The organism is Bradyrhizobium guangdongense (assembly GCF_004114975.1).
GTDB classification, from domain to species: domain Bacteria; phylum Pseudomonadota; class Alphaproteobacteria; order Rhizobiales; family Xanthobacteraceae; genus Bradyrhizobium; species Bradyrhizobium guangdongense.
Genome location: NZ_CP030052.1, coordinates 619,818 through 634,351, shown reverse-complemented (window position 1 = coordinate 634,351; position 14,534 = coordinate 619,818). Strand labels below are relative to the sequence as shown.

At 59.1% G+C, this 14,534-nt stretch carries 12 protein-coding genes; 6 read left to right on the top strand and 6 right to left on the bottom strand.

Going from position 1 to position 14,534, the window contains the following annotated elements:
- Together X265_RS38615 and X265_RS38610 are read right to left on the bottom strand one after the other, a co-directional pair.
- On the bottom strand, positions 1-2,025 hold the full coding sequence (locus tag X265_RS38615) for a TonB-dependent receptor (RefSeq protein ID WP_128930141.1): 2,025 nt from the start codon (positions 2,023-2,025) through the stop codon (positions 1-3).
- 302 nt (positions 2,026-2,327) lie between these two features.
- Positions 2,328-3,395 carry a HoxN/HupN/NixA family nickel/cobalt transporter gene (locus tag X265_RS38610; RefSeq protein ID WP_128929507.1) on the bottom strand — a complete coding sequence of 356 codons (1,068 nt, stop codon included), beginning with the start codon at positions 3,393-3,395 and terminating at the stop codon, positions 2,328-2,330.
- 653 nt (positions 3,396-4,048) lie between these two features.
- Here X265_RS38610 and X265_RS38605 point away from each other — a divergent pair.
- From X265_RS38605 to X265_RS38585, 5 genes are all read left to right on the top strand, one after another.
- Positions 4,049-5,485 carry an ABC transporter substrate-binding protein gene (locus X265_RS38605; protein ID WP_128955162.1) on the top strand — a complete coding sequence of 479 codons (1,437 nt, stop codon included), beginning with the start codon at positions 4,049-4,051 and terminating at the stop codon, positions 5,483-5,485.
- A 57-nt stretch (positions 5,486-5,542) separates the two neighbouring features.
- Positions 5,543-6,469, top strand: a complete 927-nt coding sequence (locus X265_RS38600; RefSeq protein ID WP_128969536.1) for a carbohydrate ABC transporter permease — start codon at positions 5,543-5,545, stop codon at positions 6,467-6,469.
- A gap of 5 nt (positions 6,470-6,474) precedes the next feature.
- Positions 6,475-7,305, top strand: a complete 831-nt coding sequence (locus X265_RS38595) for a carbohydrate ABC transporter permease (RefSeq protein WP_164939082.1) — start codon at positions 6,475-6,477, stop codon at positions 7,303-7,305.
- Positions 7,306-7,315: 10 nt separating this feature from the next.
- Positions 7,316-8,419: an ABC transporter ATP-binding protein gene (locus tag X265_RS38590; protein ID WP_128929503.1), complete on the top strand. Its 1,104-nt coding sequence runs from the start codon at positions 7,316-7,318 to the stop codon at positions 8,417-8,419.
- Positions 8,420-8,728: 309 nt separating this feature from the next.
- Positions 8,729-9,355: an SMP-30/gluconolactonase/LRE family protein gene (locus X265_RS38585; protein ID WP_347338575.1), complete on the top strand. Its 627-nt coding sequence runs from the start codon at positions 8,729-8,731 to the stop codon at positions 9,353-9,355.
- A gap of 477 nt (positions 9,356-9,832) precedes the next feature.
- Here the strand turns inward: X265_RS38585 and X265_RS38580 are convergent, their stop codons facing one another.
- Complete coding sequence (locus tag X265_RS38580) at positions 9,833-10,012, bottom strand: hypothetical protein (protein WP_128929501.1); 180 nt, start codon at positions 10,010-10,012, stop codon at positions 9,833-9,835.
- Between the two features lie 319 nt (positions 10,013-10,331).
- Between X265_RS38580 and X265_RS38575 the strand changes: the two genes are divergently transcribed.
- Complete coding sequence (locus tag X265_RS38575) at positions 10,332-10,562, top strand: hypothetical protein (protein ID WP_128929500.1); 231 nt, start codon at positions 10,332-10,334, stop codon at positions 10,560-10,562.
- Between the two features lie 57 nt (positions 10,563-10,619).
- Here X265_RS38575 and X265_RS38570 read toward each other — a convergent pair whose 3' ends face one another.
- From X265_RS38570 to X265_RS38560, 3 genes are all read right to left on the bottom strand, one after another.
- Positions 10,620-11,204, bottom strand: a complete 585-nt coding sequence (locus X265_RS38570; RefSeq protein WP_237864935.1) for a cyclic nucleotide-binding domain-containing protein — start codon at positions 11,202-11,204, stop codon at positions 10,620-10,622.
- 344 nt (positions 11,205-11,548) lie between these two features.
- Complete coding sequence (locus X265_RS38565; RefSeq protein WP_128929498.1) at positions 11,549-13,444, bottom strand: TRAP transporter large permease; 1,896 nt, start codon at positions 13,442-13,444, stop codon at positions 11,549-11,551.
- Positions 13,441-14,466: a TRAP transporter substrate-binding protein gene (locus X265_RS38560; protein ID WP_128929497.1), complete on the bottom strand. Its 1,026-nt coding sequence runs from the start codon at positions 14,464-14,466 to the stop codon at positions 13,441-13,443. Before X265_RS38560 ends, X265_RS38565 begins: the two co-directional genes overlap by 4 nt.
- Positions 14,467-14,534 lie beyond the last annotated feature (68 nt).

Sequence of the window (14,534 nt, the reverse complement as noted above, 5' to 3'; positions counted from 1 at the left end):
TCAGAATGTGCCCGCTAGGGTCACTCGGACGGTCAAGGGTTCGACCGGGTGAAGCACATAGTCCATCACACCAATGGCACAGACTGGCGCAGGGGCGGCATTGGCGGCACAGAGATTGTAAAGTTTGTCCGTCTTCAGCAGGGAGCCATAGGCATAGGTGATCTGGTTCGCCTTGCTGTTGAGGAGGTTGAGCAAATCGAGCTGGAGGCGCCAGCCCTTGTCGGTGCGGTAGCCGATCCGCGCGTTGAAGATGCCGGTAGGTTGCGATCGGAAGGCGTTGTCTTCCGTCAGCGGACTGGAGGCGAGATAGCGCCAACGCAGGGCGCCGAACCAGCCCGTCTTCGCGCCGAGCGAGATGCCGGCGGACGCCATCATGGTCGGTGCGTTAGGGATATAGTTGCCGGGCGCGTTGCCGATCTGCGCGGCGGGATAGCCGGCGAGTGAGGCATAAACCTCCGCCTGGTCGCTGTCGTAACCGCGAAAGCGCGCATGGGTCATCGCGAGATCGGCGTCGACGTCAATCCAAGACCGTGGGCGGTAATGGTTGGTCCATTCGAATCCATAGCGGCGGCTCGCGCGCGCCGTCGTGGTATCGCCGGCATCGCCTGAGAACAGGATCTCGGAATCCTGGTCGAGGACGAAGAGGCTGAGCGAGGTGTCGAGATCCGGGACGATCCTCGAACGCACGCCGACCTCCGCGCCCCTGGTGCGGACCAGCAGCGGCGAGCGCGGCAGCTTTGTCCCGGGATCGCTCGGATCTTCCGTCGTCGTCGCACCCCGCGCGTCGTTCGAGTGCATGCCATAGCCGGCGCCGAAAAAGAACTCGGTCTTGTTAAAGGGACCGACCACGATGCGAAGCTTGGGACTTCCGATCGTAGCGTTGGCATGGCCTGAGTTGTTCGCATCGAACAGCGACGTCACGTCGGCCGCGTAATAGTCCCCGCGCCAACCGACCGTGGTCCTCAGCCAGTCCGAAAAGTGCAACGTACTCTCGGCGTAAGCGCCGATGCTGCCTTCCCCGACCTTATCGCTGCGTACGTTGGACAGGAAACTGCGCCGGTGGGTGTCGGTGAGCGCGAGATCGATGGCGTCGTAACGGGACTGCAGGCCGAAGGTCGTCTGCATCGGCAGCCCAGCGAATGAGCCATCCATCGTCCGTGCGATGTTAGCGCCGGCCATTAGGCGGCCGTCGTGCTGGTGAAATTGGTCGCCGACAACGGGATTGGCCAGGAAATAAGTGAAGTTATTGTAGAGATCGAGCTCGCTCTTGACGACATAAGCGTTCGCCTTCCAGGCCCCGGAATTATCGCTCTGCGCCACGCGCGCCGACAGGGCAAAACGGTTTGCGTTGCCGCCGTCAGTCGGGTCTTCAGATCCAAACCGATCCATCAATCCGTCCGTCATGGCGCGCTGCGGCACCTGATCGGTCGAATTCCATCTGTTGGCGTAAGCCATGCCCGTGACCGACACGCCGTCGGTGGCCGTGCCCTGACTGTAGCGCAAGAGCCCATTGAGCTTGCGGAGGTTGTCCGGGTTGTCCCAGGGGCCGTTGTAGGTCCCAGCCTCGCCGGCGAGGAGCAATGTCCCATCGCCGAGCCTCGTCGAATCCATGCCGAGGAAGCGGCGATATCCAAAGCTGCCGGCGGTCATCTGCGCTAGCCCCTTCACCGTGCGGTCGATCAGGCCGATATGCACGGCGCCGGCCGAGGAGAAGTCGCCTTCATCGGCGAAGTAAGGCCCCTTCTTTACCTCCATGGCGGCGATCGCTTCAGGAATCAGCCAATTGAGGTCGGCATAGCCCTGGCCGTGGGCGTGAGTGCGCATGTTGGCAGGCACATCATCAACATAGATCGCGAGATCCGTGCCATGATCGAGATTATAGCCGCGCAAGAAGTACTGGTTCGCTTTGCCCTCGCCGGAATGCTGCGTCACAATGAGCCCCGGTACAGCTTCGAGCACTTCGCCCGGGCGCATCACGGGCCGCGCGTTGACGTCTTCGCCTGATACTGTGATCTGGCTTGCCATGCTCGACGCGGGAGCCAAGGCCGCGCTGCTCTTGGCCGATACCGCTGAGGCTTGCCCGCCCAGCTGGCTACTGGACCCTATGCCGAGCGCTCGATCCGAGCGTGGCGTTGGAGCTCTTCGCGGTCGCCGTGGGATCTCCTCACGAGTGACTATGACTGCAGGCAAGGTGTAGCTAGTCTGGATATTGTCTCCAGAGCTAGGTTCAGCGTCGATCATGAGGGCGCAGATGCTTAGTGCTGCAATGCTCGTCCAGCGGGCAAAGACGGCAGGCTTCGAGCGGCTCGACAGCATCGCTGCAGCCGCTAAGTCGCGCGTGATGTCGGCAAGGCGGTTCGAGTGGTCTTTCCCTTCCATGCAACGCGATACAGCAGGAGAGATGCTAGCCAGGCGAGAGCGAACAATGACATCACGCCGAAGCCTAAGATGGCTTGTGATCCCTTGAGGCGATCGACGAGGCTCGAAAGGGCACCCGTGAGCTCAAGCTGATCGCTGATCAGGCCAAGCGTTTCCACGCTGCCGATGAACAGCGCAATCGCGACTGAGGCACCTGTGATTGTCAGATTGTACCAAAGCTTTCGGGCCGGATCGACGAAAGCCCAGCGATAAGCGCTGGCCATAAATGCTGAATCCAAGGTATCAACCAGGGACATTCCGGCAGCGAAAAGTGCAGGAAAGACTATGGCCTGCCAGAGCGACAGGCCGCGCGCAGTCTCAGAGGCAGAGAGGGAGAGCAGGCCAATTTCGGTCGCCGTGTCGAAACTTAATCCGAACAGGAATCCGAGCGGATACATGTGCCAGCTTTGCGTCACAATTCGGAAGATCGGGCCGAGCAAATGCGAAAGAAGACCGCTTCCGGCTAGGGGCGCATCGAGTAATTGTGCACCGTAGACGCCGCTGGCCTGCGCTGCACGCATTGTGCGCCACAAGTTTGCGAAGATCGCAAAGTTGACGGCGGCCACGCCGAGCAGGAAGACGGCTGAAACCGAGGTTCCGAGAAGGCCGCCCAAGTTTTTGAGCAAACCCTCTCCGCCGAGGGTCATGACGCCGGCGGCAAGCAGGATCATTGAAGCGAGAACGATCGTGGAATGGCCGAGCGCAAAGTAGAGACCTGCAGTTTCGGAGGCGCGGCCGGCATGCATCAGCTTCCGCACGACATTGTCGATTGCCGCAATATGATCGGCATCCACGGCATGGCGCAGACCGAACACCCAAGCGAGCAGCGCGGTTGCCATTACCGACGGCTGACCGGCGAACAGCGCAACGGCCCAGCCCCAGGCTGCAATGTTGGTCAGCGTCAGCCCTGCCAGCAACAAGACAGTTCTCAACTTAAGGCCTTTCAAGAGGCCACTTCGTGACGTGACCTGCCCCATGCGGCGCCACTCCCCTGGTATGATCTTTTTGTCGAACTCTCATACCCTGAGCAATATTCAGGCCAAGTAAGACCATGGCGTAAAAGGGCGCCAAGCGATTGCACTTGCAAAAGAATCCCTGTCGATAGCGAGTTACGCCTTAAAATAGGCGATGCCGCTCGCAAACTAACTAACCATATTCGGCAAGGTACTTCCCATCCCTGAAGAAACGTATTCGTAGTTCAGCAAAGGCTCGCAAGGGCGCAACTGGCTTGGCCAATGGTCCGCCGTGCTTTGACCGGATTTTCTTCAGCTTTGAGGCTTGAGCGGGCCGCAGCAGAGACTGCTGACAGGTGAATGTGGCTCATCGGTGGTTGCAAAGTTCTCATTTGCCGGCCGCTTCCGCCTCACAGCAGAGTGACGCCAAAAGCAAATACATCGAGAGCTTTTGGGGGGAAGGCGTGTTTTACCAAGGCGAAATCGCGTTCGTGCCTATCGGGCAGCGCGGCCTGAGCGCGGATGGCCATCCCCAGAAGACACTCATCTGTTCGTTCGACAGCCCTCCGACGGTGCGGCAGTCGACGTCCAGCATGGGTAACCGGTCGACGCGCCGAGGCAAAAGCTCCGGGGCCACCTTGGCGGCTTAGGATTGCTCAAATGAAGAGGAGGAAGGCATGAAGTTCAGGACATTGTTGGGCGTGGCCGCTATCCTTGCGCTCACAGGTGTATCGGCTCCTGCCGCTGATAAGGATGCCGCCGACATTGCTGTCGAAGCAGCAAAGAAATATGCGGGCACGACGATCAGTATCGTCTGGGAGGCGGGCCTTCAATCGCTCGACCCGCTCAACTATTCGGGTCCGAAATGGGAGAAGCTCACTGGCATCAAGGTGAAGGTGGTCGAGGTGCCGACCGACCAGATGTTCACCAAGATCATGCAGGATTTCAAGTCGGGCGCCGGGGCCTATGACGCACTGAACGTCATTCCATCCTGGATGCCCGACCTGGCCCGGGCCGGAGCGCTCGAGCCCCTGGACAAATATGTCGACAAGTTCGGCTATCGCGACGAGTTGCAGGACATCGCCGCAGCCTATCGCGACAACCAGATGCAGTATGACGGCAAGATCTTCGGCTTCCCGGACGACGGCGATGTGATGCTGCTCTACTACCGCAAAGACATTTTCGAGGATCCGAAGATGAAGGAGGGGTTCAAGGCCAAGTTCGGCTACGAGCTCGCTCCGCCCAAGGATTGGAAGCAGCTTGACGACATCGGACAGTTCATCACTGACAAGATGGCGCCCAAGGTCTATGGCGCCGGCTTCTTCCGAACTGCGCCTTATCCGCAATACATGTTCCAGGAACGTTTCCGCATGGAGGGCGGCAAGTTCTTCAATGCCGATACGATGAAATCGACGGTGAACAGCGATGTCGGCCTGAAGGTCTTCAAGCAGATGTTGGCCGAGAACAAGTTCATGCCACCAGGCGTGGAGCAATGGAATTTCGTCGACAACTTGGCCGCGTTCCTCCAGGGCACCACCGCCATGACGATCTCCTGGCCCCCTTATGGGCGTTGGGCCGCCGGCTACGGCTCGGGCGAGGAAGCGCTGAAATGGGTACCCAAATCGCAAGTCGCCGGCAAGGTCGGGTATGCGCTCACGCCCCTCGGTCGCCCGGAGCTTGGCGTCGGTTTCGACCTGTCCGTCTCGGCCACGAGCAAGAACAAGGAGGCCGCTTATCTCTTCATCCAATGGCTGAACAGCAAGAAGACCAGCCTTGAGCGCGTGCAGCTCCCCTATACGCTCCGCGATCCCTTCCGCCTGTCGCACTACGCGAGCGAGAAATACCGTGCGCTCTGGCCTGATGCTCCTGCCTATCTCGACACGATCAAGACATCTGGCGAGAAGGGCCTGCTCGATCTCTCCCTGCTGCAGCAGGACAAGTACGACGAGGCGATGACCAAGGCCATTTCGAGCCTCTGGGCCGGCGAAGATCCGAAGACCATTCTCGACCGCATGGCGCAGCAGTTTGATGCCATCACCGAGAAGGTGGGCATTGAAAACCAGAAGGCGGTTTATAAGGTCTGGGCAGCAAAACCAGGCGCTTATCCGCAATAGTTGGCTTGGAGGGCGCGCGGGAGGCACCGCCTCCCGTGCGGCGCGATTCCTGGATTGATGATGACGTTCTCTTTAAGCTTTAATGGCACTGAACATCGCCGCCCGAGCCGGCTCGGGCGTGTGCTCGAGGACCGCCTACCCTATCTCATCGTTGCGCCCGCAATATTGGTTCTTCTCCTCGTCGGCCTCTTTCCCCTCATCTACTCGTTGATCGTGAGCTTCCAGCGCATCACGATGACGGACAATGATACGTCTTTCGCCGGCTTGCTGAACTATGCGGAGTTGTTCAGAGATACCCGTTTGTGGGCATCGCTCGGCCACACCGCGATCATCACAGCAATCGCCCTGCCTCTCGAGCTACTGATCGGCTTCCTGATGGCGCAGCTCTTCATCGACCGCATGCCCGGGCGCCAGCTCTTCGTCGCGCTCTTGGTGCTGCCGACGGTGATCTCTCCGATTGTTGCTGGTGCGACCTGGCGCCTGTTGTTCGACGTCCGCTTTGGTCCCATCGGTGAGATACTCAGCTTTTTCGCCGGCGAACCGATCCGGATCCTGTGGACCGTCAACCCTGCTTACGTCTATCCGGCGATCATCATCTGCGAAGTTTGGCAGTGGTCGCCGTTCATGTTTCTGCTGCTGCTCGCTGCGTTGTCCAATGTCGATCAGTCTCAACTGGAGGCTGCTGAGATCGATGGGGCATCGTATCTGCGCGTGCTTCGCGCGATCATTCTGCCGGCGATCGCGCCCGTGATAGCTGTTGCATGCCTTATCCGCGGCCTCGACCTCGTGCGCATCTTCGACATCATCTGGGCCCTCACCGAAGGCGGGCCGGGCTCGATGACCGAGACGATTTCACTCTACACCTATGTGCAGGGCTTCTCGCAATTCGAAACCAGCTACACCGCCGCGATCTCCTTCCTGGTGATTGCGCTGCTCACTCTCATTACCACGCTTGTCCTCAAGCGCATGGAGATTGCGCGATGAGGCTGATGAAGCTGCCCACCAGGAAGGGGCGCGTTCTGGTGCTACGCTATATCGGCGCCGGCGTCGTCACTTTGCTGTTTCTATTTCCGGTTTATTGGCTGTTTATGATTTCGTTCAAGACGCCGGACGAGATCTATCACGTGCCGCCATTGTGGATGCCTGGGCAGATCCAGTTCTCGAATTATTATGTCCTATTCAAGGATGGTGACGTCATGGCCATCCTGAACAGCCTGATCGTCGCCGGCGTTAGCTCCGCCATTGCCATCATTCTTGGTACCCTATGCGCCTACAGCCTCGCCCGCTTCGGCACGGGTGGCGAGAACCTTGCGATGTGGATCATTTCCCAGCGCATGATCCCGCCGATTGCGGTCGTCTTCCCGATCTTCCTCATCTACGTCTATTTCGGTTTGGTTGACGGCTACTTCGGCCTGATCGTGCTCTATACCGCGTTCAATCTGCCCTATGTCATCTGGATGATGCGGGGTTATATCGTTGATGTTCCGCTCGAGCTGGAGGAAAGCGCCCTCGTCGACGGACTGAACCGATGGCAGGTCATCTGGAAAGTCGTCTTCCCGATGGTGCGCCCGGGGCTCATGGCGACTTCGGTCTTTACTTTCGTGTTCGCCTGGAACGACTTCCTCTTCGCGCTGGTGCTCACGCGTACCGAAGTGATCACTTTTCCGGTCATGCTGACGCACTATTTCGGTGGCCAGTCGAACTTCTGGGCCAAAATCGCGGCGATGTCCGTCCTGGGGACTTTGCCGATCTTCGTCGCAGTTACGGTAATGCAGCGCTATCTCGTGCGCGGCATCTCGCTCGGCGCCGTCAAAGGTTGAGGAGATTAGAGTGGCCGACGTCAAGTTGACCGGAGTGCACAAATACTACGGTAACGTGCATGCCGTTCGGGGACTAGACTTAACCATCAGCGATGGCGAATTCGCTGTGCTCGTGGGTCCGTCAGGCTGCGGCAAGAGCACGCTTTTGCGGACGATCGCCGGTCTCGAAGATCCGGACGACGGCACGATCGCGATTGGCGGCGCTATCGTCAACGATCTGCGTCCGCGCGAACGCAACATTGCGATGGTCTTTCAGAACTACGCACTCTATCCCTATTTAACCGTCAATGAGAATATCGCGTTCGGCCTGCGCGCCCGCAAGACGCCAGAAATCGAGATCAGGAAGCGGGTCAGCGAAGCCGCCGAGATGCTCGGCATCGGCAATCTCCTCCAGCGTTATCCACGTCAGCTCTCCGGTGGACAGCGTCAACGCGTCGCGATCGGACGGGCCATCGTTCGCAAGGCGGATCTTTTCTTGTTTGACGAGCCGCTCTCGAATCTGGACGCCCAATTGCGTGACGAAATGCGAACCGAGATCAAGCGTCTGCATCACGAGATCACCACCACAATGATCTACGTTACACACGATCAGGTCGAGGCGATGACGCTGGCGGATCGTATCGTGCTGCTACGCGATGGAAAAATAGAGCAGCAGGGAGCTCCACTCGAACTGTTCGAGCGGCCGCGAACGGGCTTCGTGGCGGGCTTCCTCGGCTCTCCTTCGATCAATCTCATACCGGCAACCCTGACGGCGATGAATGGCGGGCTTTCTGTCGTTTTCGGTTCCGGAGAGTCCCTGACTGTGCCGCCTGCGAAGGCCACTGCCCTTTCTAGCGTGGCGGGACGTGAGGTCATTGTCGGCATTCGGCCTCAGCATTTCGGCCGAGCCGGCGACGGACCATTGCGCGATGGGGTGGTGCCCTATTCAGCGGTCGCCGATCTCATCCAGCCTACAGGTACTCGTACCTTCACGACCATCAAGATCGGCGGAGTAGACGCAGTCGCGGAGCTGCAAGCACATGATGTTCAGAGCCATGGCGAGCGAATCCAGCTCGCCATCGACCTCAATCGGATGGTGCTGATCGATCCGGCCACAGGCTCGGTCATCGCCTAAGCGCAAGAGTTCGCAAACCCAACAACGGGATGCAGGGGGAAAAGCATGGCATCGAGACTTTTTGCTAGCGGAATCGGAGCGCCCGAGGGGCCAATCTGCCTCCCCGACGGATCGATGTATGTCACGGAGATGTCCGCATCGACGTTGTGCATCACGCGGCTCGATCAGCGAGGCAATCGCAGAGTGGTTCGCGCGACGGGCGGCCGCCCGAACGGACTGACGACGGACGGCCACGGCCGCATCTGGATCGCGGAAGCGGGCCTGCGGGCGCTGATTTGCATCGACCAAGCCGGAAACGAGATCCGGCGCATGCAGGGCGAAGGCGCCGATCGCTTTCTATTTCCGAATGACCTCTGCTTCGGCCCCAACGGACTACTCTACATGACTGATTCAGGCATGGCGGCTGAGGATTTCATCAACGGGCAGGCCTTCGTCGAGGGCTATATGGACCTTGATTGGGACGGCCGCGTCTACGAAATCGATCCCGCGGCCATGAAGGTCCTTCGCGTCCTCGATCGCAAGATCCGATTCACCAACGGGATTGCTTTCGGGCCCGACGACCATCTCTATGCCAACGCATCGTTCACAGGCGAAATCTACCGCTATGACGTACTCGGCAAGCCAATGCCTGAACGTGTTGTTTTCGGCAATGTGCTGCAGCCCGACTCCAATCCTGACTTCAAGGGGCCCGACGGGATGGCTTTTGGCACCGACGGCCGGCTCTATTGCACAGTCTATAATCAGAAGAACGTCACTGTGCTCGACCGCGGCGGCAACGTCGTGGACCGGCTCATGCTGGATGGGCCGCAACCGACAAATTGCGCCTTCACGATTGAAGGCAAGAAGTTGCGCGTGACAGAGGTCGGCAAGGGCCAGGTTGAAGAGCTCGATGTGCCCTGCGAAGGGGTGCCTCTACATCTGCCTAAATTCGGTTAAGGTTGGAAACTCGTTTCCGGTCGGCACGCGGCACTTGGCACAGAGCAACTAGCTGGTGCAGGCCGCAGATGAGTTGGCGGCAGCTCGCGGTCTTAGCATTTCGCGACGGCGCGCCTGGGGCGGATACATACGAGCATGAACAGTTCAAAACAGGAGCTAAGACAAGTGGGGCCGCTGGCTTGCCGAGGATTATGGCCACCGGCCCCGGCGTCAGCTACTTGAAATTGCCCTGCCCCAGGTGCAGTAGCGATAGCTGACAGGCACGAGATGGCCCGGCGGCGGCTCCTCCGCAAATCTCGGCTGCAGTTAACGTAAATGGCAGGGCGCGAGGTGATGTTATGTTTTGTTTTGGTCAGCATGGCGGTGCCGCCAGTTGAAGTGCCGTGATCGTCGCCCACCAGGACGGCCTATGTCGCGGAGCCGCGAACGGAAGTTGGGCAATTACTCGTCCGGCTACGACGCGAGTTGAGTGATTGGTTAGGTCGGAACTCCTTGCGAGCCGTTAGTTGATCGCGAGCGGAGCTCAAACTCTAGCTCTGTCAGCTTTTTGATCAGCTGCTCAATAACCGCCTCGTAATCAGAACGCGTGAGTGAGTTCACGCCACGGGAGGCGAGCTCGTGCTGCAGGATTGTTGCCATCACGGCCTTGACGCTCATAGGACCTCATCTGAAATGATTTCGCATCAAATCTCAAACCAAGGAGACAATCAACAAGGAGGAGGATGGAGCTGGAAGTGTCGCTGCATTCCGATCGATTATCAGCCCCAGGGATGCATACGTACCCAAAAGACTTTGAGCCTGGATATTCGATGCTCCTCCACCAGTTGGCCGATTTGCTGACTCCGCTTCCCGTCTTTGCTTTATGAGCTGGTCAAAAAGCCACCATCAGCTAGCACGAGAGCAGCTCTTGTGGTAATTGCAGTCCATAGGTCCATAGTTTGTTTTTGAAGAGTTTCATTTCGAGGACGATTTGTTCGTGACGATGGTTGCCGTGCTTTGCCAATTTGCATCCGCCGATTGCGTTGATAAGATCGTGACGAGCTCTGCATTCGACAGCACGCTTACTTTCCAGGGCTGCGTTATGAACGGCCAGACAGGGCTGGCCCAGTGGAAAGAAGCGCATCCAATTTACCGCTCAGATACTTGGCATATTCAGCGGCACAAATGCATGCCGGGAGATTACAATATCGCTCACCACAAAGCGTAGAGATCAAAGAAGCTACGCAACGCCCGCCACCGCGGTGTCAGCGAGAGCGTATGCGGTTCATCTAATGTCCCCAGCGCAACGCGCGGACGGGGCTTGCCGGGGCTCTGTTCGCTCGGAAGCATTTGAGCTAAGCCGAGTGGCTACAGGACGAAGAAAGTACAGCGAGAGGCCAGGGTTCCGTTCGCAAATCCTCTTTAATGCGTCGGCCTTGATCCAGAAAAGCTCCAAATCGCTGGCCGCTCGAGCAGATTGCGTGCGGCGGCGTCGATCCACGGCGAACAGCCCAACCTCACCAAAAACCTCTCCTGGATACAAGAGCTTGTCTATTTCGGGAAGCTCGACTTGTCCTGATCCGATGAGATAGAGTGCATCGGCGTGATCCCCTTTCTCGAAGATTGTCTCTCCAGCCTTGATCCGCTGTGTGTGCATGAACGGCTGAAGCCAGTTCGGAGAAAGATCTGTATTAGCGGCGAGCTTGGCGCGGCGTAGTACCAAGACCATGCGGACGAAGTAGGCAGCGTTTAGTGGAAGCAAAATAAAGTGCAGAATCAGCACAGGGTAGATACCGGCGCCAGTGGCATAGACGATGAATGCGAGATTGCTGCAGATGGCGACGGCCCGCAGAGTCAGCATGGTGTGCATGCAGAATGTCACGAGGACGAGCGAAGAGGCCAGATAGCCACAAGCTTCTATCCACGTCATGGCAGCCTACTTTGCTGCTTTAGGCGCAATGAATCACCTGCAAAGCGCGGGCCAAGCGTTCATCAGAAGACGAACGGCTGACGTACCGCCTCAGCCGAGCCGGAGCCTGCTTCGCTCTGTTGGTTATCCAAGGCTGCACGCCGCGCATATGAACCAGTTCACACGCTGATCGGGGCGCTTCGCTTCGCCAGCGTTATAAACTGCTGCCGGTGCCAGCAAGTTCTATCCGCTCGCGTCACTTAAGGTGGCAGCCGATCGCGGTCCGGTCACGGGACCGGATAGTCTTATTTCAGGAAGCCGATAGACAGCCAGGGCACCGCGGCGACGATCAGCGTGCCAATGAGCAGCGCAATCATGTATCCCACGATTGGTCTCATACCGTCGTCCGGGTTAATGCGGCTGATAGCGCAGGCCGCGTAGTAGCCGACCCCAAACGGCGGTGCGAACAGGCCGATGCCCATCGCGAGAACCACGACCATTGCGTAATGGACATCGTGGACCCCAACCTGCCGCGCGATCGGGAACAGGAGCGGACCGAACAAGACGATGGCTGGGATCCCCTCCAGCACGCTGCCTAGAATCACGAAAGTTACGATCGTCACCGCTAGGAAGACGGGGACACCGCCGGGAAGGCTGGTCATGAACTTGGCAAGCGAGGCTGAAAATCCCGACTGGGTCAGCGCCCAGGCCATTCCTGTCGCGGCGCCGATGATGAGCAGAATCGCGCCCGACAGGGAGGCCGTCTCGACCAGCATAGGATAGATGCGTCGCCAGTCGAACTGGCGGTAAATGAGGAGACCGGCGCAGGCCGAGTACAAGATGCCGATGGTCGAGACCTCCGTTGCCGTTGCAACGCCTTCGACGACGGCGGTCCGGATCACGAAAGGCAAGGCGATCGCAGGAAGAGCAATGACAAAGGCTCGGCCGATCTCCCGCCCAGTCGCCCTTTTGACGTGAGAGAGGTCCTCGCGCCGGTAGCGCCACCACACGATCGCCCCGAGCATAACTGCGAGCACCACGCCCGGGAGCAATCCGCCGGTGAATAGCGCGGAGATCGACACGCCCGTCACCGAGCCGATCGTGATCAGAACCAGCGACGGCGGAATCGTTTCGGTTTGCGCCCCCGTGGCGGCCAGCAACGCAACGAGGTCGCCGGGTTTGGCGCCACGCTGCCGCATCTCGGGAAACAGCACAGGGGCCACGGCCGCCATATCTGCCGCCTTGGACCCTGAGATACCGGAGACCAGATACATAGCCCCGACCAGGACGTAGTGCAGCCCGCCGCGGACGTGGCCGAGGAGACTTGCGAGGAAACCGACCATTGCGCGAGCCATGCCCGTCATCTCGATCAGCAGGCCCAGGAAGACGAAAAGAGGCACGGCGAGCAGGATCAGATGGCTCATCCCTTCATCCATCCGCCCGATCATCACTACGTCCGGCGTGCTCGTCGTAAGCGTGAGATAACCCACGGTGGCGAGACCGAATGCAAAGGCAATCGGAACGGCGGCAAAGACCATCGCACCGACAACAAAGACGAAGAAGATCAGAAGGTTCAGATTGCCGAGCGGCTTAAAAACCGGCGCGAGCAGCACGAACGCAAGGATGAGACCGGCGACGATCGCTAGAGAGGCCAACAAGCTGCGTAGATTGGCAATTCGGCAGAGCCGGAGGGCCGCGGCGATCAGCATCAGCCCAATTCCGATCGGTAGCGCCGCCGCACGCCAAGTGTTGATGATCTCCAGCGCCGGCGTGGTGACGAAGGCCTCGTCGGCGGCAAATTCATAGGCCGGCCAAACGACGAGCAAAAGAAACGCCAGCGAGGCTGCGGCCGCCACCACGTCCAAAAACGCACGCACCTGGGCACTGAGCACGCCGACGATGGCTGTCATACGCATGTGCTCGCCGCGCTGGAAAGCAATGACGGAGCCGAGCATGGCAAGCCAAAGGAAGAGAATACCGGCGAGTTCGTCGGACCAGACGATGGGGGAGCGGAATACGTATCTGCCTACGATTCCTGCGGCCAGGATTGCGACTTCGGCCAGGACGAGTAGCGCGGCTGGGACCGCGACGAGGTGGCCCAACATCGTGTTCGCTGTTACCGCCCAATGTCGGGGACCCCGTTCAGTCGAGGCGGTCGCTCCACCGTCATCAGCATGTGGAGCGTGGCTCACGCTGCTCATGACAGCTGACCCGCCGCTTTTTCGAGCTGCGACCACGCCTCCTCGCCGAATTTGCCCTTCCAGTCGGAGTAGAAGCTAGTCTTGGACAAGGCTTGTCGGAAGGCGGCGCGATCGACTTCGATAAATTTGAGACCTTTGGCCGACAGATCGGTGCGCAAGGACTGGCTGAGCTTTGCGATATCAGCCCGCTGATCGACGGCGGAGCGATCTAGTTCGCGGGTCACGACCTCCTGAACATCCTTCGGTAAGCGCTCGAATGCGCGCTTGTTGGCGAGGATCCAGTATCCGTCCCAAACGTGCCCGGTCAGGCTGCACGTGCTTTGCACTTCGTAGAGGCGGGCGGTTGCAATGATCGGCAACGGATTCTCCTGGCCGTCCACGACTTTGGTCTGTAACGCGGAGTAGACCTCGTTGAAGTTAATAGGCGTCGGGCCGGCTCCAAGCGCCTTGAAAAGCGAGGTCAAAAGCGGCGCCGGGGGGACGCGGATCTGGAAATTCTTTAGATCGTCAGGGCTGCGGATCTCACGTCCGGAAGAAGTCACCTGACGAAAGCCGTTATCCCACGCTTTGGAAACCGCCATGATCGGAGTTTTGGCAATCTGCGTCCGGATGTAGGTTCCGAGATCTCCGTCCATAGCTTTCCAAACGCTATCGTAGTCAGTAAACGCGAAGCCGGTGTTCACCAGGCCCGCACTTGGGACCAGGGTGGCGAGGATCGAAGAGGACTGATTAAAGAATTCGACGCCGCCGCTGCGGACCTGGGTCATGAGCTCGGTGTCGGACCCGAGCTGGTTGGCCGGAAACAGCCTGATCTCGAGCCGGCCACTGGTAGCCTCTAGAATGCGTTGGATGGCTTCCTGCGCGCGGACGTTCACCGGATGCGTCGGATCCTGGCCGGTTGCAAATTTATAAACGAATTCGGCCGCAGATGCCGGTCGAGTGAGAATTGCGCAGAGAGGTACGGCCGTTGCAGCTTTCAACAGGGAACGCCGGCTGATATCTCTGCGTTTCGATACGCTCATGTCTTCCTCCTCGTTCTATTTACCTAGCGGTGGCGATCTCAGCGCAGGCGGCGCAGCCGTTCCGCTCA

Excerpts from the sequence above, each read along its gene's own strand:
- X265_RS38615 (WP_128930141.1), bottom strand. The coding sequence starts at position 2,025 with ATGGCAAGCCAGATCACAGTATCAGGCGAAGACGTCAACGCGCGGCCC.
- X265_RS38610 (WP_128929507.1), bottom strand. The coding sequence starts at position 3,395 with ATGGGGCAGGTCACGTCACGAAGTGGCCTCTTGAAAGGCCTTAAGTTG.
- X265_RS38605 (WP_128955162.1), top strand. The coding sequence starts at position 4,049 with ATGAAGTTCAGGACATTGTTGGGCGTGGCCGCTATCCTTGCGCTCACA.
- X265_RS38600 (WP_128969536.1), top strand. The coding sequence starts at position 5,543 with ATGATGACGTTCTCTTTAAGCTTTAATGGCACTGAACATCGCCGCCCG.
- X265_RS38595 (WP_164939082.1), top strand. The coding sequence starts at position 6,475 with ATGAAGCTGCCCACCAGGAAGGGGCGCGTTCTGGTGCTACGCTATATC.
- X265_RS38585 (WP_347338575.1), top strand. The coding sequence starts at position 8,729 with ATGCAGGGCGAAGGCGCCGATCGCTTTCTATTTCCGAATGACCTCTGC.
- X265_RS38580 (WP_128929501.1), bottom strand. The coding sequence starts at position 10,012 with ATGAGCGTCAAGGCCGTGATGGCAACAATCCTGCAGCACGAGCTCGCC.
- X265_RS38570 (WP_237864935.1), bottom strand. The coding sequence starts at position 11,204 with ATGCACACCATGCTGACTCTGCGGGCCGTCGCCATCTGCAGCAATCTC.
- X265_RS38565 (WP_128929498.1), bottom strand. The coding sequence starts at position 13,444 with ATGAGCAGCGTGAGCCACGCTCCACATGCTGATGACGGTGGAGCGACC.
- X265_RS38560 (WP_128929497.1), bottom strand. The coding sequence starts at position 14,466 with ATGAGCGTATCGAAACGCAGAGATATCAGCCGGCGTTCCCTGTTGAAA.